This window comes from Xanthobacter autotrophicus (genome assembly GCF_030015065.1).
Classification (GTDB): domain Bacteria; phylum Pseudomonadota; class Alphaproteobacteria; order Rhizobiales; family Xanthobacteraceae; genus Xanthobacter; species Xanthobacter autotrophicus_D.
Genome location: NZ_JAIVFN010000009.1, coordinates 47,514 through 67,656, shown reverse-complemented (window position 1 = coordinate 67,656; position 20,143 = coordinate 47,514). Strand labels below are relative to the sequence as shown.

Sequence of the window (20,143 nt, the reverse complement as noted above, 5' to 3'; positions counted from 1 at the left end):
GGCGGGCAGAGGGGGCGGGCAGAGCCGGTCCTCGCGAGGAGGCCGGCGAGGAATGGCTGGAGAACGCGTTGCCCGATCAGCTTGCGACGCAAGTTGATCGGGCAACGCGTTCTCTTTCTCGAATCGCCATCTAGTGGTTCGACCGCGACAGATGGAACCCATCTGTCGCGAGCAGGTCGAACCACAACTCTTTGATCTGGGGGGTCAACTTTTCGAAACGGATGGGTACCATCCGTTTCGGTTGATCCATTAGTCCAGGTTCCGGCAGGGGCTGGAGGAGCGGCGCTGGCTGTCGCGCACCGAGAATCCGGATGACCGCTGCGAGGAGTTCCTGAGCCTCACCGCATCAGGCCGCACCGCCTGCCGCGCCATCGTGCCGGACATGAGCGCCTTCGAGGCCCGCCTGTGCACGGCGTTGGGAGCCCGGGACACCGAGGCGGTGCTCCATGCCCTCGACCGGCTGGAGGAGGTGCTGGGACTGGGCGCGGCCTCGGCGCCGCGCGAAGGCGGCGGCGGTGGGGCCGGCTCCTGAGACGCGATCCGATCAGCTTGCGACGCAAGCTGATCGGATCGCGCGTTCTCTTTCTTGGATTTAGGGGCGATTCACCGGGCAAATTGGTTCAGTTTGCTCGGATCGCGCTCTAGCCTTCGATGATCACCTTCAGGGCCTTGGTGTCGGAGGCTTTCTCGAAGGTGGCGTAGGCGTCGAGGATGTTGGCCAGCGGGAAGCGGTGGGTGATCAGCTTGCGCGGATCCAGCCGCTTGGCCTGCACCGTCTTGATCAGCATCGGCGTGGTCACGGTGTCCACCAGCCGCGTGGTGAGGGTGATGTTGTGGGCCCACAGGCGCTCCAGGTGCAGGTCCGCCTTGGTGCCGTGAACGCCCACATTGGCGATGGTGCCGCCGGCGCCGACGATATCCTGGCACAGCACGAACGTGGCCGGGATGCCCACCGCCTCGATGGCGGTATCCACCCCGAGGCCGCCGGTCATGGCCTTCACCCGCTCCACCGCATTCTCGCGGCCGCTGTTGATGGTCTGCGTGGCGCCGAAGGTCCGGGCCACCTCCAGCCGGTTGTCGTCGAGGTCGATCATGATGATCTCGGCCGGCGAATAGAATTGCGCGGTCAGCAGCGCCGCCAAGCCCACGGGCCCGGCGCCGACGATGGCCACGGTGCAGCCGGGCTGGACCTTGCCGTTCATCACGCCGCATTCGAACCCGGTCGGCAGGATGTCGCTGAGCATCACCAGCGCTTCCTCGTCCATGCCCTCGGGAATGCGGTGGAGGCTGGTGTCGGCATAGGGGGTGCGGACGTATTCGGCCTGGGTCCCGTGAATGGTGTGGCCCAGCATCCACCCGGCGACCGAACAGTGCGAATACATGCCGCGCCGGCAGTAATCGCATTTCCCGCAGGATGAAATGCACGAGATCAGGACATGATCGCCCTTGCGGAAGTTGGCGACGGCCGAGCCCACCGCTTCCACCACGCCGACGCCCTCGTGACCCAGCACGGTTCCGGGCAGGACGGTCGGCACATCGCCCTTGAGAATGTGCAGGTCGCTGCCGCAGATGGTGGTGCGCAGGATCTTCACCACGGCGTCCGTGGGCTGCTCGATCCGCGGATCCGGCACCTCTTCGAGCGACTTCTGTCCGGGACCACGATAGACGAGGCCTTTCATTCACTTCCTCCCATGCATGTCTTGTGCGTTGCCGCAAATAACCAGCGCTTTATTGCGCCGCCCCATCCGCAAGATGGATGCCACCCCGCGCTGGAGGGGAAAGACCCGTCCCATGGGCTTTCGCAGCTTTCGCGCGACCGGGCGGGCGGCTGGATTTCGGCCGATCGCGGCGCGACGCCCGGAAATCGGACGCGGGCGAGGAGGCGGCGCGCCGGCCGGCGGCGACGCGGCCCTGTTCGGGGGACAGCCGAGCATCCGCGGCTTGCTGCTGGTGGTCTGCGCAGATCTTGCGATGGCACGGGCCATGCAGATGCCGCCCCGCAAAGTTCAATGCGCGATGGCAGGAAGCATCATGAGAAGCAATATCGGCGTATCCATCGTCGGCTGGGCCCATTCACCATTCGGCCGGCTGGCCGACATGGATCTGGAAGCCCTGATCGCCACCGTCTGCCATGAGGCCATCGATCATTCCGGGTTCGAGGCCGAGCGGGTGGACGGCGTATGGCTGGGCAATCTCAATGGCGGCTTCGTGCCGGAGATCTTCTGCTCCTCGCTTCCCATCAACGCCGAGCCCGGCCTGCGCTGGAAGCCGGCCACGCGGCTGGAGAATGCCTGCGCCTCCGGTGCCGCCGCGATCTATGCGGCCTGCGATGCCATCGAGGCCGGGCGGGCCCGGATCGCCCTGGTGGTGGGTGCGGAGAAGATGACCGCGGTGTCCGGCGACGAGGTGACGCGCATTCTCGGTTCCGCCTCCTATGTCAAGGAAGAGGCGGCGCTGGGCAAGACTTTCCCCTCCATCTTCGGGGAAATCGCGAGCGGGTATTTCGAGCGCTACGGCGACCATTCGGCGACGCTCGCGCAGATCGCGGCCAAGAACCACGCCAACGGCGTCAGCAACCCCTGGGCCCAGATGCGCAAGGCGCTCGACTTCGAGTTCTGCAACACGGTCTCGGAGAAGAACCCCCTCATCGCCGGTCCCCTGCGCAAGACCGATTGCTCCCTCGTGTCGGACGGCGCGGCCGCCCTGATCCTCGCCGCCGCCGACGTGTTGCCGGATGCGCGCCAGGCGGTGCGGATCCGAGCCCGCGCGCAGGTCAACGATTTCCTGCCCCTGTCGCGGCGCGATGCGGTGACGTTCGAGGGGCCGCGCCGGGCCTGGCAGGGCGCACTGCGTGACGCAGGGTGCCGGATCGGCGACCTCTCCTTCGCCGAGATCCACGATTGCTTCACCATCGCCGAATTGCTGACCTACGAGGCCATGGGCCTCGCGCCCGAGGGCAAGGGCGCGGACGCGCTGGCGGAAGGCACGGTGCGGCGCGGGGGACGGCTGCCGGTCAACGTGTCGGGCGGCCTGAAGGCGAAGGGGCACCCCATCGGCGCCACCGGGGTTTCCATGCACGCAATCTGCGCCATGCAGCTGACCGGCATCGCCGGGGACATGCAGGTTCCCGGCGCCGAGCTTGCCGGCGTCTTCAACATGGGAGGAGCGGCGGTGGCCAACTACGTCAGCATTCTCGAGCGCGTGAAGTAGCATCCCGGGTCCGTGGCGGGGGAACCGGCCCCCGCCACGGACCATCGTGCGCTTTGCTTCAGGCGTGCGCCGCCGGCGCCGTGCGACGGGCAGCATGGTGGACGGGCCGGACGAACCAGCCCTCGGTCTCGAAGCCATCGCGTCCCAGGCTGGGCAGGCGTTCGCCCAGCCAGCAGCGCGTCGGCAGGAGGGGCGTCGTGGCCGCGGCCCGGGTCGCCGCCGCATCGTCCGCAAGCGCCGCCAGCCGCGCCCTTATATCCGCCATCTGCTCCGCCGACAGCCCGTCGGCGATGAAGACGAGGCGCCCGCGCATGTCGAAGCGCCGCCCCTGGCGCGGCCATCGCGGCAGGCGAACGGGAGGGTAGGCGATGCCCCCCACGCATTGCACCACGAGCGGCGTCGCCAGCCCGGCGACGTTCATCAGCCCCTTGATGCGCAGCAGGCGGCTCGCGTGGTCGGTCAGGATGCGCCCCATGGCGACCGCAAAGCCGCGCCACGGCACCGGGCGGTCGAAATGGATGGCGAAGCTGCCCACCCCGTCCTCATGGCGGCTGGCGTCGCCGTCGCCGGCCGGCGGCCGGGCGTGCCCGCCCCGGCGGGCCTCCTCGCCCAGCCAGGCGGCGATGTCGGGGTGCTTGCCGGCGGCCGAATAGATCCCGGCGCCGAACAGGAGCGCGGGGTCGATCTCGCCATGGGAGACGGCGAGCCGGACCGCGCCCGGATTGAGGGCCTGAAGGCGTGCGTCCAGCCGCTCGCTGCCGGTGCGGTCGGCCAGATCGCGCTTGGTGATCAGCAGGCGGTCCGCTGCAGCCACCTGCCGCACCGCTTCGCGATGCCGGTCCAATTGGCCGGCGCCGAGGCTTGCATCCACCACGGTCAGCACGCTGTCGCAGCGATAGCGGGCGCGGACGAAGCGCTCCTCCATCAGCGTCGAGATGACCGGAAGCGGGTCGGCAAGGCCCGTGGTCTCGATCACCACCCGGCGGATCTGCGGGATCTCCCTGCGGGCGAGGCGCTCGTGGAGCAGAGCCAGGGCTTTGACCAGATCGCCCTGCACGGTGCAGCAGACGCAGCCGGAGTCGAGCACCAGCATGGTCTCGTCCACGCTCTCCACCAGATGGTGGTCGATGGCCACCGCGCCGAATTCGTTGATGAGCACCGCTGTTCCAGCCATGGCGGGCTGCTTGATCAGGCGGTTGAGCAGCGTGGTCTTGCCCGCGCCCAGGAAGCCGGTGAGCAGGGTGACGGGAATGCGGTCGTCGCCGTCATCCACCGGGCTGGGGTCGCGGGGGCCGGCCGCGCCGGGAACCTCGATCATGGGCCTTCCTCCTTGGGGCCTGCGCGACGCCGTTCTCCGGGACGCGGGCGTGTGGCCGGGTGCAGCAACGGCCATGCCAGCCGCTCGGGAGCGGATCGCAGGCCGAAGCGCCTGAAGGCGAAGGGGTGTCCCACGGGAATGCGTATGCCGGCGTTCGATTTCAAAACGGCGCGCAGGCCGAAAATCGAACGCATCGCCGCGTCTTTGAGCGGCTGCATATGCGATCGGGCGCGGTGGGGCACGGGCAAGCACCGACCGTGTATCGTGGCACAATCAATGCTAGGCTTGCCAATCCAGAAAGCCATCGCCGGTCCGGGCAGGGGCGTCCCGGGCCGTGCGCCAGACATGGGTCAAGGGGTTCGGTTCAAGAGGTTCGGTTCAAGGCCCGCTCAAGGTGAAGCAGACACAGATCTGTCTTGGGAACGGCGCGTACGCAGGTCCTGCCCCGGCTGACCTGCGGCAGGGAGGAACAAACAGATGCCTTTCAAGAGGCCGGGACAGAAGTTTTCGGTCCCCGAGAATGACCGCACGGTCATGACGTCCTGGGAGCGCTTCCTCAATGGCGGCGATTTCGGGTCCGATGCGTTGCGGCGGCTGGTGGACGATTCCTGGCGGCGGTGCCTCTCCGGCAGCGTCGATCCGCGTCGCGACCAGGCGCCGCCCCCCATGCGGGAGGATACCCTTTATTCCCTGCGGGACGATTGCGGCGAGCTGATCGAGGCGAGCGCGCCGGTCATGGCGTCGGCCCGGGAATTCCTGTCCGAGACCGGGACGGTGATGGTGCTCACCAACGAGACCGGCGTCATCCTGAACCTGGAGGGTGACTCCCGCCTGCGCGACGCGGCGGAGAATATCCACCTGCTCTCCGGCGCCACCTGGAGCGAGATGGCCTGCGGCACCAATGCCATCGGCACCGCGCTGGAAGTGGGCCAGCCGGTTCAGATCCACTCGGCGGAGCATTATTGCTCCGGCATCAAGCGCTGGTCGTGCTCGGCCAACGTGATCCGCGATCCGTTCGACGGCACGATCCTCGGCGTCGTCGATGTCTCCGGGCTCAGCGAAACCTATAACCGGCACAGCCTCGCTCTGGTGGTGGCGACGGCGGGCCGGATCGAGAACCGGCTGGCGCAGCTGGAGATGGACGTGCGCTTCCGCCTGCTGGAACGCTGCATGAGCCGGCTCTCCGCCCCCACCAGCGACGGGGTGATCGTGTTCGACCGCCGGGGACGGGCGGTCAAGGCCAACGGCGCGGCATCGGATGCGCTGGCGGATCTCCAGCGCCAGCGCAACGACCTGCCGGGCACCGACCTGTCCTCGCTCAAGCTCGACTGGAAGAAGAGCCGCGAGTTGCCGGAGCACCTGCCGTCCTGGGTGCGGCGCGAGTGGCTGGAGCCGGTGGTGGTGGAGGGAGAACGCCTCGGCCTGGTTCTCGTCCTTCCGGGCCGCGGCAGCACGCCCGCGCCGCGCGCCGGCGCGCAGGATGCGAGCGGCGATGCGCGGCCCAAGGGCGGCTTCGCCCGGCTCATCGGGGAGGCTCCGCTGCTGCGCCAGGCCATCGCCCGCGCGCAGCAGCTGGCGAAGAGCCGGGCGCCGGCCTTGCTGCTCGGCGAGACCGGCGTGGGCAAGGACGTGTTCGCCCAGTGCCTGCACGCGGAGAGCGCGGGGCGGGATGGCCCCTTCGTGGCCCTCAATTGCGGCGGCTTCTCCCGCGAGCTCTTGTCGAGCGAGCTGTTCGGCTATGCGGAAGGCGCGTTCACCGGCGCGCGGCGCGGCGGCATGATCGGGAAGATCGAGGCGGCGGACGGCGGCACCCTCTTCCTCGACGAGATCGGGGAGATGCCGAAGGACCTGCAGCCCCATTTCCTGCGCGTCCTGGAATCCGGCGAGGTCTACCGCATCGGCGAGACCAGGCCCCGCAAGGTGAATTTCCGCCTCATCTCCGCCACCAACCGCGACCTGCGGCAGGAGATCCAGGCCGGGCGCTTCCGCATGGACCTGTTCTACCGGGTGGCGGTGACGAGCATCACCATTCCGGCGCTGCGGGAGCGGGCATCCGACATTCCCCAGCTCGCCGCGCATCTGATGCAGGACCTCGCGCGGCGGCAGGGCATCGAGCCCCGGCGGCTGTCGCCGCGCGTGGTGGACCTGTTCATGGGCTATGCCTGGCCGGGCAACATCCGCGAATTGCGCAACGTGATCGAGAGCATGCTGCTGATCGCGGAGGGCCCCGAGCTCACCGAGGCCGACGTACCCGCAGAGATCTGGGCGGGGGCCGATCCTTTGGCCGCATCCGCCGCCGCGCCGGAGCCGTTCCCGGCGGCGTGGGGCCTGTCCGGCATGGAGGCCATGGGCAGCGGCCCGGCGCGGGGGCTCACCGGCATGGAAAGCGCGGAGCGGGTTGCGCTGCTGCGGGCGATGCAGGGGCACAAGGGCAACGTGACCGCGGTGGCGCGGGACCTCGGCCTCGCCAAGAGCACGGTCTACGCCAAGCTCCGGCGGTTCGGCCTTGAAGGCGTCGTCGAGGAGGCGCGCAAGATCCAGATGTAGGCGGACACTGAAGGCAAGCGGCACGCCGCTTGCCTTGCCTCACGTGCTTTCGTCTCCCGAAAGACCTCCCTCCACGCCGCCGATGAAGATCGGCGGCGTTTTTTTGTGCCGCCGCCGGACGGCGGGCTCGGTTGCGTCGCACAATAAAGACCGATTTTCGAACGGGTATTCGCAAAGAAGTCGCGGAGCCGGATTCCAGAAACGCTCTGCGGCCTGAAATATAAGGCGCTCCAACGAAAAGAGATGATCTGCGGGCTTCCTTCCGGACTGGCACGCCCCTTGCCAATCCTGGTCGGCGCAGGGTCGTAACGCGCCAGGGGTTCCGGCGCGCGATCCGGCAGACGGCACATGCCTTCGGGCATCCGTTCGCACAAATCGCACACGCCGGTCGTGGTCCGCGAAAGAACAGGGAGGACGCTGGTCATATGGGCTTGCAGATCAATATTGATAATGGCGGTACGCTGACCGACATTTGCATCATGGCGGACGACACGGTCAAAAAGACCAAGGTCCTGACCACTCCCTACGACTTGAGCAAATGCTTCTTCGAGGGCCTGACCAAGGCCTCCGGCGTGCTCTACGGCGCGCCGGACGTGAAGCGCCTGCTGGAGGAGGTGGACCTTATCCGCTATTCCACCACGCAGGGCACGAACGCCATCTGCGAGCGCAAGGGCCCGCGCCTCGGCCTCATCCTCGACGGCGCCGCCCACGATCTGCCGAGCCGCCTTGCCGCCCACGACGCCGACGTGTTCGAGGCGCTGGTGGGCGATCGCATCGTCTTCCTCGATGCCGCGACCGTCACCGGCGAGGCGGCGGACGTAGAGGTGGTGAAGGCCATCAACCGGCTGACCGCCATGGGCGCCAACCGCCTGGTGGTGAGCTTCGACGGCGCCGACTTCCGCGCCGTCGAGGACCGCTTCCGCCTCATCGCGCTGCGCAAGTATCCGCGCCATCTGCTGGGCGCGGTGCCGATCCTCTACGGCTCCGACATCACCAGCGACGTGGACGGCGAGCGGCGCACCTGGACCGCCCTCATCAATTCCTTCCTCCACCCGTCCATGGAGGCGTTCCTCTACAATGCGGAGAACCGGCTGCGCGCCTACCGCACCAAGAATCCGCTGCTGATCTTCCGCAATGACGGCGACGCCTCCCGCGTGGCCAAGACCATCGCCATCAAGACCTATTCCTCGGGGCCGCGCGGCGGCATGGAGGGGGTCAAGACGTTCTCGCGGCGCTACGGCTTCACCGACACCGTCTCCATCGACGTGGGCGGCACCACCACCGACATCGGCCAGTATAGCAACGGCACGGTGGCCGAGGTGCGCCGCGGCCATGTGGAGGGCATCTCGGTGTCCTTCCCCCTGTGCGAGGTCCTGAGCGCCGGCGCGGGCGGCAGCTCCATCTTCAAGGTGGTGGACGGGCGCGTCGTCATCGGGCCGGAGAGCGTCGGCGCGGTGCCGGGTCCGGCCTGCTTCGGGCGCGGCGGGCGCGAGGCGACCATCACCGATGCGAGCCTGCTTTGCGGCCTGTTCGATCCCACCTCCTATTTCGGCGGCGGCATGGGGCTCGACGCCGACCGGGCCGCCGCTGCGGTGACCGCCAATGTGGCCACGCCCCTCGGCGTGGGCCTCGACGATGCGCTGCTGCGGATGGAATTCGCCTATGAGGAGAAGATCGCGGCGGAGCTGCACCGCTTCACGAAGATCTCCGACGAGACGGTGATGCTCGCCTTCGGCGGCGCCGGCCCGCTGAATGCGTGCGGCGTGGCGGAGAAGGCGGGCATCCGCCGCGTGGCGATCCCGCAGATGGCGGCGGTGTTCTCCGCCTACGGCATCGGCTCCTGCGACATCTCCCAGCGCTATGCGGTGACGCTGGACGATGCCGCGGCCGTCGGCGCCACCCTCGACGCCCTGAAGGTGAAGGCGGCGCGCGACATGTTCGCCGAGGGCTGCACGGAAGGCACCTACACGCTGGAAGCCCGGCTCGTGGCCGATTTCGGCGACGGCAGGACCGAGACCGTCATGCTCGGCGACCAGCCCGAACTGCCGCCCGCCTTCAAGGGCGCCAGGTCGGTCGAGCTGGAGCTGAAGGCGGTCAGAAGCCTCAGGGAGGGTGCGGAAAAGGCCGCAGCCTTCGCGCCGAAGAGCTCCGCCACCCCCCATGCCCGGCGCAACGTGCTGATCCGCGACCGCGGCCGGATCGACGTGCCGGTCTACCGCCTCGCCGACCTCGCCGAAGGCGCGTTCGCGAGCGGCCCCGCCATTCTCGAGGAAGACTACTTCACCTGCCGGGTGCCCCAGGGCTGGCAGTTCGTCATCAGCAATGCAGGCGACATCCTGCTGAGCCGGGAGGATTGAACAACATGAAAGTCGCCATGACTGAATATCTCCGCATCGACCTGAAGAGCGAGAAGTGGGAATGCCGCGTGTGTGATCACGAGATCGGCGCGGCGACCCAGAGCTACAAGGAAGGCCTGCTCGTCCACGATCGCGATCCGCGCGAGATCCATCCGCCGATCATTGATCCGGACAAGTACCGCTTCACCTTCAGCCCGGACCCGGAGTGGGTGCGCATCCTGGAATATTGCTGCCCCAGCTGCGGCACCCAGGTGGAGACGGAATATGCGGTGCCGGGCCATCCCCCGCTCTACGACATGGAAGTGGACCTGCCGGCCCTGAAGGCCCAGTGGGCCGCGCGCGGCGAGGCGGCCGAGCCCTATGCCGGCCCGGCGGTGGCCCGCGACGAGGGCCACGGGCACTGAGGGAAAGGCGAGAGGCTCTCCCCGCCGGGGGAGGCCAGAAACTTCGGCGCTGCCTCGAAGCGCGCCGCATCATTTTCCGGGAGGACCCATGAAACGCGTTTCCGTCGATATCGGTGGCACCTTCACCGACTGCTTCGTGGTCTGGGACAAGCAATATATCGAGGCCAAGGCCCTCACCACCCACCACAACCTCGCCATGGGCTTCAACGAGGCCCTCGGCAAGGCCTGCACCGTGCTCGGCCTGGAGCTGGAGGAGATCCTCGGCACGGTGGATTCCGTGCGCTATGCCACCACCCTTGGCACCAATGCGCTCATCGAGCACAAGGGGCCGAAGATTGGCATGCTGGTGACCGCCGGCTATGAGGCGACCGTGCCGCTCAGCCGCGCCCGCGGCTATGGCGAGGGGCTGGACAATCTCGGCCAGCAGGACATGCCCAACGCCAGGCGCCCCGACCCGCTGGTGGAAGCCCACATGATCCGCGGCATCCGCGAGCGCGTGGACTTCCAGGGCAAGCTCGTCATGCCGCTGGACGAGGAGGACGTGCGCACCCAGATCCGCGAGCTGGTGGACCGCGGCGCGCAGATCATCGTCGTCGCTCTGGTCAATTCGGTGGTGAGCCCGGCCCACGAGCAGCGCATCGAGGAGATCCTGCTGGAGGAATATCCCTCCCACCTCCTGGGGGCGATCCCGGTCATCCTGTCCCACCAGGTGGCGGGGCGCAAAGGCGAATATGTGCGCGCCACCTCGGCCATCGTGGACGGCTACCTGCACTCCACCATGTACCACGCTTTGTCGGCGCTGGAGCAGAACCTGCGCGCCCACCGCTACGACAAGCCCATGCTGGTGATCCACAATTCCGGCGGCATGGCGCAGCTCAATTCCACCGACGCGCTGCAGACCATCCATTCCGGCCCGGTCTCCGGCATCGGCGCCTCCGAGCACCTCGCCATGCTCACCGGCCTCGGCAACGTGGTGGCCACCGACATGGGCGGCACCAGCTACGACATCGGCATCGTGGTGGATGGCGGCGTGAAGCATTACGACTTCAATCCGGTGATCGACCGCTGGCTGGTCTCGGTGCCCATGGTGCATCTGGTGACGCTCGGCGCCGGCGGCGGCTCCATCGCGGCGTACGACCGCATGTACAAGACCGTGAAGTGCGGCCCGGAAAGCGCCGGCTCCGATCCCGGCCCGGCCTGCTACGACCGCGGCGGCATGAAGCCCACCGTGACCGATGCCGACCTGCTGCTCGGCTATCTCGATCCGGCCAACTATGCGGGCGGCTCCATCCCGCTCAATCCGCGCCGGGCGAAGGCGGCCATCGAGGACGCCCTGTGCGACGAGCTGGACTGCTCGGTGATCGAGGCGGCGCTGCTGATCCGCGAGAAGGTGGACGACAACATGGCCAACGGCCTGTTCACCGAGCTCAGGGCCCGCGGCTACGACCCCAAGGACTTCACCATGCTCGCCTATGGCGGCAACGGTCCGCTGCATTGCTGCGGCATCGCCCAGAACCTCAACATCGACCGCATCCTCGCCCCGCCGCTCTCCTCCGTCTTCTCGGCGGTGGGCGCGGGCAACATGCACCAGCTCCACATCCACGAGCAGTCGCTCTACATGGTGCTGTACGACAGCAATACACGCCACATCTTCGACGACTACGACCGCTTCAACGCCATCGTGGAAGACCTGAAGCAGCGCGGCACCCAGGACCTGCTGCGCCAGGGCGTTCCGCTGGAAGACATCCGCCACAACCTCGAGCTGGACATGCGCTACGGCAACCAGCTGGTGCAGACCACGGCGGTGATCGAGAAGCACGATGTGCACGGCCCGGCGGACGTGCTCGCCATCATCGCCCAGTTCTCGGCGGACTACGGCAAGCGCTTCGGCGAGGGCTCGCAGGCGCCGGAGGCGGGCATCCGCATCAACACCATCCGGGTCGCCGCCTACGTGCATCACGAGACGGTGCAGTTCGAGGACATCAAGCCGGTGCCCGAGCAGGAGCGCAAGGCGCCGCCGCCGCCCGCCTCCACCCGCATCTGCCACTTCGTGGGCCAGGACGGGCCGCTGGAAACCCCGGTGTGGAGCCGGGCCGCCATCGCGCCGGGCGTGCAGATCGAGGGGCCGGCCATCGTCGCCTCGGAGGTCACCACCTTCCTGGTCAATCCGGGCTGGACCTTCGTCGCGGCGAAGCAGGGCGCGTCCTGGTTCCTGCGCGCCAAGACGCCGGGCCGGACCCACTGAGGACGGGGCGCGCCCGTCTCCCGTGCCGGGGAGGGGCGCGCCGCCGTCGTGCGGACCCAGACAGTCGAGAATTCTCCGGGAGGAAACCCCATGAACGACATGAGCATCAGCGGTCGCGGCAAGCTGCCCAGCGCCGAGGAAATCGACCTCATCAAGAAGTTCCTGAACGACACCACGCTGTTTCTCGGCCCCGACCCCGAGATCATGCAGAACCACGATCTCATGCCGCGCACGGCGGACGAGGACGAGGCCATCGGCAAGGTGTCCGACGCCCACATCATCGCCAAGATCCGCGATCGCATCCAGTCCGGCTGCGACGAAGGCTACGAGATGGTGGAGCAGATGGGCGCCGCCCCCGGCGCCAAATGGGGCGACGTGATCACCGGCGTCTATTCCGCGTCCGGCGACCTTGCCATCGCCTCCGCCGGCGGCGTGCTGATCTTCTCGGCGCTGGTGCACCATCCCATCAAGTTCATCATCAAGAACTGGATCAACGACCCCACCGTGGGGGTGCGCGAGGGCGACGGCTTCATCCACAACGACTCGCGCTACGGCAACGTTCACAACACCGACCAGTCGATGATCCTGCCCATCTTCCACAAGGGCAAGCTCGTGTGCTGGGTCGCCTCCACCGTCCACGAGGGCGAGAACGGCGCCATCGAGCCGGGCGGCATGCCCTCCATGGCGGAGAGCCCCTCCGACGAGGGGCTGAAGATGTCGCCATTCCGCGTGGTGGAAAACTACCAGATCAAGCGCGATATCCTCACCTTCCTGCAGAATTCGGTGCGCGAACCCAAGCTGCAGTATGAAGACATGAAGGTGAAGTTGTTCGCCTGCCTGCGCATCAAGCAGCGCATCGAGGAGACGCTGAACACCGACGGCCCGGAGGCTCTCATCTCCACGCTCCGCCTCACCATGGAGAACGTGCGCGCCGAGGTGAAGCGTCGCATCTCCGAGTGGCCGGACATGACGGTGCGCACCTACATCATCCAGGACTCGACCCTGCGTGAGAACTGTGTGGTGAAGATCAACTGCAAGCTCACCAAGACCGGCGACCGGCTGATCTTCGATTTCCGCGGCTCCGCGCCCGAATTCACCAACCGCGCCACCAACACCATCGTGGCGGGCCTCAAGGGCATGCTGGCGCAGGTGTTCCTGTGCTATGTGTGGCCGGATCTGCCGCGCGGCCAGGCGGCCTTCGCCCCCATCGAGGTGATCACCGACCCCCATTCCATCGTCAACTGCTCCTACGACGCGCCCAATTCCCAGAGCCTGATGTCCATCTTCACGGGATTCACGGCGGGCCAGCACGCGGTTGCGAAGTTCCTCTATTCCTGCCCGGAGAAATACACCAAGGTCCACGCGCCGACCTTCAATATGATCAACACCTTCATCTGGGGCGGCGTGTCCCAGCACGGCGAGACGCTGGGCAACCTCTGCGCCGACCTCAACGGCATGGGCGCGGGTGCAACTGCGGACCGCGATGGCGAGCACGCCCTCGCCCCCATCTTCGCCACCATGGCGGATATCGGCGAGCAGGAGCTGAACGAGGAGGAGGTGCCTTTCCTCCAGCTCGTCTCCAAGAAGATGACGCGGGATGCCATCGCCCCCGGCAAGTATCGGGGCGGCCAGGGCTACACCATGATGGTGGCCACCAAGGACAGCGAGCAGTGGGGCTTCATGACCGTCTGCCAGGGGGCGAAGATCCCGCCGCTCCAGGGCCTGTTCGGCGGCTATGCCTGCGGGGCCTATCCGCTCTCCAAGGTCAAGGGCGTGGATGTCTATGACGTGCTCATGAATACGCCGGAGAAGTTCAAGCACTCCATCGAGGAGATCATGAACGAGCAGCCCTTCGAGGGCGCGAGCTACACCACCCATCATATGGGCATGGGCTTCGAGATCTCGAAGCGCGGCGAGCTGTTCATGATCTCGCAGGGCGCGGGAGCGGGCTATGGCGACCTGCTGGAGCGCGATCCCCGCGGCGTCATCAAGGACATCGAGGAAGGGCTGATCTCGCCGGAGGTGGCGGCACGGCTCTACAAGGTGGTGTTCGATCCCGAGACCCTCGCCGTCAACGAGGAGGCGACCGAGGCCGCCCGCGCGGCGGAACGCAAGGCCCGGATCGCCCGCTCGCGTCCCTATTCCGAGTTCGTGAAGGACTGGAGCCGCCCCAACCCGCCGTCGTATCTCCAGTATTTCGGCGCCTGGGGCGATGACGTGTCCAGGCTCTACATGGGCAGCCCCGAGAAGATGCGGGACGCCGCCACGCCGCGCCCCAACTACATGACCCACCCCAAGGACGTGCGCATCGCCGAGCTCGAGGCGCGTCTTGCCGCCTTGGGTGGCCTGGAGCACGAGAAGCAATGAGCCCGCGCCTCATCGACGACCTGCCCCGCCCCTCCGGGGCGCGGGGCATCCGCGTCTGGCTGAAGGCGTCGGGCTATGCCCGGCGGCTTCTTCTCGGCGATGGGGGCGATCCCTGGGTGAGCGCGGCGAGCTATCTCGCCTTCTTCAACCAGGCCCAGGGCCTGCTGCGTCCCGATGTGGGAGTGGTGGACGTGGGCGAGCTCTACCGTTCCTGGATCGGGCGGCATCCGGCGTTGGCGGCCGAGATGGCGGCGAAGAAGCGCGCCGCCTTTCCGCTCCGGCGCATGCTGGAGGATGCCGCCCCGCGCCGCCTCCTGGCCGAGGTGGTGGAGGCGGTGGCGGCGAGCCTGCGCGGCCAGACGCCTCTGGTGCTGGCGATGCCGGCCCCGCGCCACTGGCTGGCCGAGGCGGCGGCTCTCGCCGGGCGGGATGGCGTGGAGATCGAGCCCGACGCCATCGAGGATGCGGCCATGTACATGGCCGACCTGATGCGCGCCGTCTCGACCCTGCCCATCGGCGGCCTGCTGCTGGAGGAGGCGCCGGGCGCCATCCCGGTGCCGGATGCGGACATGGAAGGCTATCGCCCGCTGGTGAATGTTGCCCGGCACTATCGCTGGGGCCTGGCCTTGCGCGCGCGTCCCGGCCGCGCGGCGGCGGAATTCGACTCCGTCATTTCCGCCGATCCGCCACGGGGCGGCGACCTTGCCCTGGGGCTCGACGTGGGCGGCGACTTCTGGTCCGGCGCGCCCCTCGCCGATCTGGATGCGGGGCAGTTCTACTTCGCCGAGATTCCGGTGGGCGCCGAGCCGGAAGCGGTGCTGAAGCATCTGGCCCGGCTTCGGGCCTAGAGCGCGATCCGAGCAAATTGAATCAATTTGCTCGGTGAATCGCCCTCTAAACGCAAGAAAGAGAACGCGTTGTCCGATCAGCTTGTGATGCAGGCAGATCGGCGCGTGCTCTAGTGGTTCGACCGCGACAGATGGAACCCATCTGTCGCAAGCTGGTCGGATCGCGCTCCAGAGCATTTTCGAGCGAGGTGGAGCCCGGCTCGCGCGGAGAAAATGCGATAATTCAAGAGCCTGGAGCGTTTCATCGTTGCCATGAAACGCTCCAACGGCGCCAAGACCGGGGCCGGGTAGGCCCCGGTCTTCTCCCTGCACCAACCTTTGAACGAAGCCCTGCCGGCTCGCGCCGCACGGGCGCGAGCCAACGCGCCCGTGGCCAGGAAAGCTCGAGGAGGAACCATGACGCCAAACCTGACGCCCATGCAGACGATCCGATCCGCCATCCTGTCCGCCGGAGGCGGCACACCGCATGACGACGGCCGCAAGACCCGCCTTTGCGCCGGCCTGCTGCTCGCCCTCGTGCTGCTGCCGCTGCTGTCCGCGCGGGCCGGGGCGGTGGATGTCAACGCCTCGGACTATGTGCCCGCGCCGGGCGGGACGAACCTTTTGCTGTTCTACAGCCAGTATGCGACGCGCAGCAGCTATGAAGGCACGTCGGGCCCGGCCATCTCCCAGGACACGGGGCTCGATTCGTACGTCAACATCCTGCGCTATGTGCATTATTTCGAGATCGCGGGGATCACGGTGGCGCCCCAGGTGCTCATTCCCGCCGGCACGCTCTATGACGGGCGCATCGCCGGGGTGCCGCTCGATGCCGCCGCCGGCCTCGGCGATCCCATCATCGCGACCACCTTCTGGGTGGTGAACAACAAGGCGACGCAAACCTATATCGGCGTGATGCCCTATCTCTTCGTTCCGCTCGGCCAGTACAAGGCGGCGGACGCGCTCAACATGGGCGAGAACCGGTGGAAGCTGGATCTCCAGGTCGGCTGGTACCAGGGCCTCGGCAGCGGCTTCGCGCTCCAGCTCACCGGCGATGCCATGTGGTACGGCGACAATACGGATGCCGGGGGCGGCGGACTCGTCCTGACACAGGACAATACCTATCAGCTGCAGGCCTGGCTGTCCTACAGCTTCGCCGAGACCTGGCAGGCCGCCATCGGCTATTCGAAATACTGGGGCGGCACCGAATATCTCGACGGTCTCGCCACCGGGAACGCCACGCAGCGGGACCAGGTGCGCCTCGAGCTTTCCAAGTTCATCACCCCGACCTTCCAGGTGCTGGGCCTGATCCAGCGCGATTTCAACACGTCGGGCGGCTTCCCGGAGGATTTCCGGGGAACCGTGCGCCTGATGCAGGTTTTCTGAAGATAAAGGGGAAGGCGCCGGGGAGGGGCTCTCCACCCCTCCCCGGCGCGATGCTGCGGGAAGCTTGCCGCGTTCAGGCCGGTTTGAACGCCTGCCCGGCGAAGGGCAGGCGGTGGACCGGCCGGCCGGTGGCGGCAAGCACGGCGTTCGCGACCGCCGGGGCAAGCGGCGGCACGCCCGGCTCGCCGACCCCGGTGGGGGCTGCGTCCGACGCGACGAGGTGTACCTCCACCTTCGGCATCTGCGACATGCGCAGGGGCTCGTAGGTGTCGAAGTTGGCCTGCTGCACGGCGCCCTTGTCGAGGGTGATGGCATCGTGCAGCGCGGCCCCGAGGCCGAAGCCGACGCCGCCCTCGATCTGGGCCCGCACCACGTCCGGATTGACCACGACGCCGCAATCCACCGCCGCTACGACACGCTCCACCTTCACGCCGGCATCGGCGAGGGAGATCTCCACCACCTCCGCCACATAGGTGTTGAAGCTCTTGTGGGCGGCGATGCCGCGGCTGCGGCCCGCCGGCAGCGGCGTGCCCCAGCCGGCCTTGTCGGCGGCGAGGCGGATCACCGCCTTCATCCGCTCGTCCGTGGCATAAGCGAGGCGGAAGGCGACGGGGTCCTGTCCCGCCGCGCGGGCGAGCTGGTCCATCACCACCTCCACCGCGTAGGCGGTGTGGGTATGGCCCACCGAGCGCCACCACAGCACCGGCACGCCCGCCTTCATGGTGGAGAGCTCCACCTTCATGTTGGGAATGTCGTAGGTGCCGTGGGTGCCCTCGATGGAGGTCTCGTCCACGCCGTTCTTCACCATGACCTGCTCGAAGAAGGTCCCGGCGAGGATCGACTGGCCGACCACATGGTGATGCCACGCCACCGGCTTGCCCGAGGCGTCCACCGCCGCGCGGACCTTGTGGACGTAGGCCGGCCGGTAATAGCCGGCCTTCATGTCGTCCTCGCGGGTCCACACCAGCTTCACCGGCACGCCCTTGCCGTGGGCTTTGGCGATGGCCACCGCCTCCACCACGAAGTCGGAGCTGGCGAGCGCACGGCGGCCGAAGCTGCCGCCCGCCCAGAGGGTGTGGATCTCCACCTTGTCCGGCGCCACGCCGGCGGTGCGGGCGGCGTTCGGCAGGTCGGCCGAGGGGAACTGGCAGCCGGTCCAGATGGTGACCGCCCCGTCCTTGATCTGCGCCGCCGCGTTCATGGGCTCCATGGCGGCGTGGGCGAGGTAGGGGAACTCGAACTCGGCCTCCACCAGCTTCACGCCGGGCGCCTTCAGCGCCTTCTCCACGTCCCCATGGGCCTCCACCGGCAGGCCGGGCTTGCCCAGCGCGCCGCGATAGTCGGCGAGGATGTCCGAGGAGCTGCGCGTTTCGGCCCCGCTCTCGTCCCACACCACCTTCAGGGCGTCGCGGCCTTTGATGGCGGCGTGGGTGGTGGTGGCGAGCACGGCGACGCCCTGCGGCACCATCACCACGTCCTTCACGCCCTTCACCGCCTTGGCGGCGGTGGCGTCGAAGCTCTTCGGCGTGGCGCCGAAGCGCGGCGGATGGGCGACCACGGCCACCAGCATATCCGGCAGCTTCAGGTCCTGGGTGTAGATGCGGGCGCCGGTGGTCTTGGCCAGATTGTCCACCCGGTGCACGCCCTCCTTGCCGATGAGGGTGAAGGCGGAGGCCGCCTTCAGCTTCGGCTCGGCTGGCACCTGCTCCTTCGCGGCGGCCTCGGCCAGGGCGCCGAAGCCGGCGCTGCGGCTGCCGGCGCTCACCACGCCGTTGGAGACCGTGACGGTCGCGGGATCGACGCCCCACTGCCGCGCGGCGGCGGCCACCAGCATGGCGCGGGCCGCGGCCCCCGCGGTGCGGTAGATGGTGTAGCTCGCGGCGATGGAGGTGGAGCCGCCCGTGCCCTGCGCGCCGCCGAACGCGGCGTTGCCGTAGATCTTGGGATCGGCCGGCGCGAACGCGGTGGTCACCTTGGACCAGTTCGCATCCATCTCGTCGGCGGCGAGGGTGGCAAGGCCCGTGGCGATGCCCTGGCCCTTGTCGAGATGCTTGACGATGACCGTGACCGTTCCGTCGGGCGCGATACGCACGAAGGGGTTGAAGGCCGGTCCGGTGGCGCCCGTGCCGGCCGGGGCGGCGTGGGCCACCTCAGGTCTGAGCCCGAGCACGAGGCCGATGCCCGCCCCGCCCATGGCGGCGAGGACGAAGCGGCGGGAGAGCGGCGTCTGCGCGGCGCCGGAGAGCGTGGCGGCAAGGCCGGATACGGCGCCGGGCTCGAGCTTCTGGAGCATGTGCATGGGTCAGGCCTCCAGCCGGCGTGCCGCGTCGTGGATCGCGGCGCGGATGCGGTGGTAGGTGGCGCAGCGGCAGACATTGCCGTCCATCGCCGCGTCGATGTCGGAATCGGCGGGCTTCTTGTTCTCGGTCAGCAGCGCCACGGCGGACATGATCTGCCCGGACTGGCAGTAGCCGCACTGGACCACGTCGAGGCTGACCCAGGCGGCGCGGACCGCCTCGGCCTCGCGGCCCTGGACACCCTCGATGGTCACGATCTTGGCGTCGCCGACATCGCCGAGCGTGGTCTGGCAGGAGCGCGTCGGCGTGCCGTCGAGATGCACGGTGCAGGCGCCGCACAGGGCCTGGCCGCAGCCGAACTTGGTGCCGACGAGATCGAGCTCGTCGCGCAGGACCCAGAGCAACGGCGTATCGGGATCGGCGTCGACGGTGCGCGCCTGTCCGTTCACGGTGAGTGTGACGGCCATGGGTACCTCGTTGTTGCGAGAGGCACAGCCGCATCTGTGCTTGATATGGGAAGGGGGACGCGCGTGCTGCACGTCCTGCGGAATCACGGCGCCGCCCCGACGCAGGTGATCCCGTTGCTCAGGCTAGCGCCTTTTTTTGACGGTTTCCAGACTGCGGCCGCTTCACGATCCGGGGAGCGGCGCGCGGGCCGGCCGTGCTCAGATCGGCTCGCTCGCGCCATGCGCGACGACGATGTCCACGAACTGCTGCAGCGCCGCCGGCAGGAGCCCCGGCACGAACGCGATGGAATGGACGAGGTCGTCGTCCATCTCGAAGGTGAGGTGGGAGGCGTGCGGTCCGTCCCGCAACGCGAATTTTGGCAAGGCGTCGCCGGTCTCGAGCGCGCGCGTGTCGGCGATCAGGCGGTCGATCTCCTCCTCCTTGTCCGTCGGAAGGACGCCGCGCCACAGCGTGAAGCGCTCCATGACCGGAGCGCCGATGCCGGGACCTGACGCGACGATCACCACAATCTGACTGAAGCTGCTCATGATACCGCCCCCGACACGGCACTGCCGCCAATATAATTCTAGAGCATTTTCGAGCGAAGCGGGCACCGGTTCGCGTGAAGAAAATGCGATAGCTCAAGAACCTGGTGCGCTTCATTGGTTCCATGAAACGATGACATGCGCCAGCCCCTGCACGCGCGCCGCGGAATGTGCGCCGGACGACGCGGCCCGG

Annotated in this window: 14 protein-coding genes; 9 read left to right on the top strand and 5 right to left on the bottom strand. The window is 68.0% G+C overall.

Annotation, left to right across the window (positions count from 1 at the left end):
- Nucleotides 1–382: 382 nt before the first annotated feature.
- Nucleotides 383–532 carry a hypothetical protein gene (locus K9U40_RS03995; protein ID WP_282888918.1) on the top strand — a complete coding sequence of 50 codons (150 nt, stop codon included), beginning with the start codon at nt 383–385 and terminating at the stop codon, nt 530–532.
- A gap of 109 nt (nt 533–641) precedes the next feature.
- Here K9U40_RS03995 and K9U40_RS03990 read toward each other — a convergent pair whose 3' ends face one another.
- Entirely contained in the window at nt 642–1,679 is a 1,038-nt protein-coding gene (locus K9U40_RS03990) for a zinc-dependent alcohol dehydrogenase family protein (protein WP_282888917.1), read from the bottom strand.
- A gap of 352 nt (nt 1,680–2,031) precedes the next feature.
- Here K9U40_RS03990 and K9U40_RS03985 point away from each other — a divergent pair, with 352 nt between their 5' ends.
- On the top strand, nt 2,032–3,210 hold the full coding sequence (locus K9U40_RS03985) for an acetyl-CoA acetyltransferase (RefSeq protein WP_282888916.1): 1,179 nt from the start codon (nt 2,032–2,034) through the stop codon (nt 3,208–3,210).
- Between the two features lie 58 nt (nt 3,211–3,268).
- Here the strand turns inward: K9U40_RS03985 and K9U40_RS03980 are convergent, their stop codons facing one another.
- Nucleotides 3,269–4,528, bottom strand: a complete 1,260-nt coding sequence (locus K9U40_RS03980; protein WP_282888915.1) for a CobW family GTP-binding protein — start codon at nt 4,526–4,528, stop codon at nt 3,269–3,271.
- A 477-nt stretch (nt 4,529–5,005) separates the two neighbouring features.
- Between K9U40_RS03980 and K9U40_RS03975 the strand changes: the two genes are divergently transcribed.
- The 7 genes from K9U40_RS03975 to K9U40_RS03945 all read left to right on the top strand — a co-directional run bounded on the left by K9U40_RS03975 (nt 5,006) and on the right by K9U40_RS03945 (nt 16,661).
- Nucleotides 5,006–7,075, top strand: a complete 2,070-nt coding sequence (locus tag K9U40_RS03975) for a sigma-54-dependent Fis family transcriptional regulator (RefSeq protein WP_282888914.1) — start codon at nt 5,006–5,008, stop codon at nt 7,073–7,075.
- 425 nt (nt 7,076–7,500) lie between these two features.
- Nucleotides 7,501–9,432, top strand: a complete 1,932-nt coding sequence (locus tag K9U40_RS03970; protein ID WP_282888913.1) for a hydantoinase/oxoprolinase family protein — start codon at nt 7,501–7,503, stop codon at nt 9,430–9,432.
- Between the two features lie 17 nt (nt 9,433–9,449).
- Nucleotides 9,450–9,836: an acetone carboxylase subunit gamma gene (locus K9U40_RS03965; RefSeq protein ID WP_282888912.1), complete on the top strand. Its 387-nt coding sequence runs from the start codon at nt 9,450–9,452 to the stop codon at nt 9,834–9,836.
- Nucleotides 9,837–9,924: 88 nt separating this feature from the next.
- The gene (locus K9U40_RS03960; RefSeq protein WP_282888911.1) at nt 9,925–12,081 is read left to right on the top strand and encodes a hydantoinase/oxoprolinase family protein; all 2,157 of its coding nucleotides are present in this window, start codon (nt 9,925–9,927) and stop codon (nt 12,079–12,081) included.
- Between the two features lie 90 nt (nt 12,082–12,171).
- Nucleotides 12,172–14,448 carry a hydantoinase B/oxoprolinase family protein gene (locus K9U40_RS03955; RefSeq protein ID WP_282888910.1) on the top strand — a complete coding sequence of 759 codons (2,277 nt, stop codon included), beginning with the start codon at nt 12,172–12,174 and terminating at the stop codon, nt 14,446–14,448.
- Complete coding sequence (locus tag K9U40_RS03950) at nt 14,445–15,296, top strand: hypothetical protein (protein ID WP_282888909.1); 852 nt, start codon at nt 14,445–14,447, stop codon at nt 15,294–15,296. Before K9U40_RS03955 ends, K9U40_RS03950 begins: the two co-directional genes overlap by 4 nt.
- 396 nt (nt 15,297–15,692) lie before the next feature.
- Nucleotides 15,693–16,661, top strand: coding sequence for a transporter (locus tag K9U40_RS03945; RefSeq protein ID WP_282888908.1), 969 nt, complete (start codon nt 15,693–15,695; stop codon nt 16,659–16,661).
- A gap of 73 nt (nt 16,662–16,734) precedes the next feature.
- On the opposite strand, the gene K9U40_RS03940 is transcribed toward K9U40_RS03945, so the two are convergent.
- The 3 genes from K9U40_RS03940 to K9U40_RS03930 form a co-directional block, all read right to left on the bottom strand.
- Entirely contained in the window at nt 16,735–18,960 is a 2,226-nt protein-coding gene (locus tag K9U40_RS03940) for a xanthine dehydrogenase family protein molybdopterin-binding subunit (RefSeq protein ID WP_282888907.1), read from the bottom strand.
- 3 nt (nt 18,961–18,963) lie between these two features.
- A complete protein-coding gene (locus tag K9U40_RS03935; protein WP_282888906.1) occupies nt 18,964–19,425 on the bottom strand; it encodes a (2Fe-2S)-binding protein in 462 nt (153 codons plus the stop codon).
- Between the two features lie 198 nt (nt 19,426–19,623).
- The gene (locus K9U40_RS03930; protein WP_282888905.1) at nt 19,624–19,953 is read right to left on the bottom strand and encodes a hypothetical protein; all 330 of its coding nucleotides are present in this window, start codon (nt 19,951–19,953) and stop codon (nt 19,624–19,626) included.
- Nucleotides 19,954–20,143: the final 190 nt, after the last annotated feature.

What these genes read in the sequence shown, in the direction of transcription:
- K9U40_RS03995 (WP_282888918.1), top strand. Translation starts at nt 383, where the DNA reads ATGAGCGCCTTCGAGGCCCGCCTGTGCACGGCGTTGGGAGCCCGGGAC.
- K9U40_RS03980 (WP_282888915.1), bottom strand. Translation starts at nt 4,528, where the DNA reads ATGATCGAGGTTCCCGGCGCGGCCGGCCCCCGCGACCCCAGCCCGGTG.
- K9U40_RS03930 (WP_282888905.1), bottom strand. Translation starts at nt 19,953, where the DNA reads ATGAGCAGCTTCAGTCAGATTGTGGTGATCGTCGCGTCAGGTCCCGGC.
- K9U40_RS03990 (WP_282888917.1), bottom strand. Translation starts at nt 1,679, where the DNA reads ATGAAAGGCCTCGTCTATCGTGGTCCCGGACAGAAGTCGCTCGAAGAG.
- K9U40_RS03960 (WP_282888911.1), top strand. Translation starts at nt 9,925, where the DNA reads ATGAAACGCGTTTCCGTCGATATCGGTGGCACCTTCACCGACTGCTTC.
- K9U40_RS03935 (WP_282888906.1), bottom strand. Translation starts at nt 19,425, where the DNA reads ATGGCCGTCACACTCACCGTGAACGGACAGGCGCGCACCGTCGACGCC.
- K9U40_RS03970 (WP_282888913.1), top strand. Translation starts at nt 7,501, where the DNA reads ATGGGCTTGCAGATCAATATTGATAATGGCGGTACGCTGACCGACATT.
- K9U40_RS03940 (WP_282888907.1), bottom strand. Translation starts at nt 18,960, where the DNA reads ATGCACATGCTCCAGAAGCTCGAGCCCGGCGCCGTATCCGGCCTTGCC.
- K9U40_RS03985 (WP_282888916.1), top strand. Translation starts at nt 2,032, where the DNA reads ATGAGAAGCAATATCGGCGTATCCATCGTCGGCTGGGCCCATTCACCA.
- K9U40_RS03950 (WP_282888909.1), top strand. Translation starts at nt 14,445, where the DNA reads ATGAGCCCGCGCCTCATCGACGACCTGCCCCGCCCCTCCGGGGCGCGG.
- K9U40_RS03955 (WP_282888910.1), top strand. Translation starts at nt 12,172, where the DNA reads ATGAACGACATGAGCATCAGCGGTCGCGGCAAGCTGCCCAGCGCCGAG.
- K9U40_RS03975 (WP_282888914.1), top strand. Translation starts at nt 5,006, where the DNA reads ATGCCTTTCAAGAGGCCGGGACAGAAGTTTTCGGTCCCCGAGAATGAC.
- K9U40_RS03965 (WP_282888912.1), top strand. Translation starts at nt 9,450, where the DNA reads ATGACTGAATATCTCCGCATCGACCTGAAGAGCGAGAAGTGGGAATGC.
- K9U40_RS03945 (WP_282888908.1), top strand. Translation starts at nt 15,693, where the DNA reads ATGACGCCAAACCTGACGCCCATGCAGACGATCCGATCCGCCATCCTG.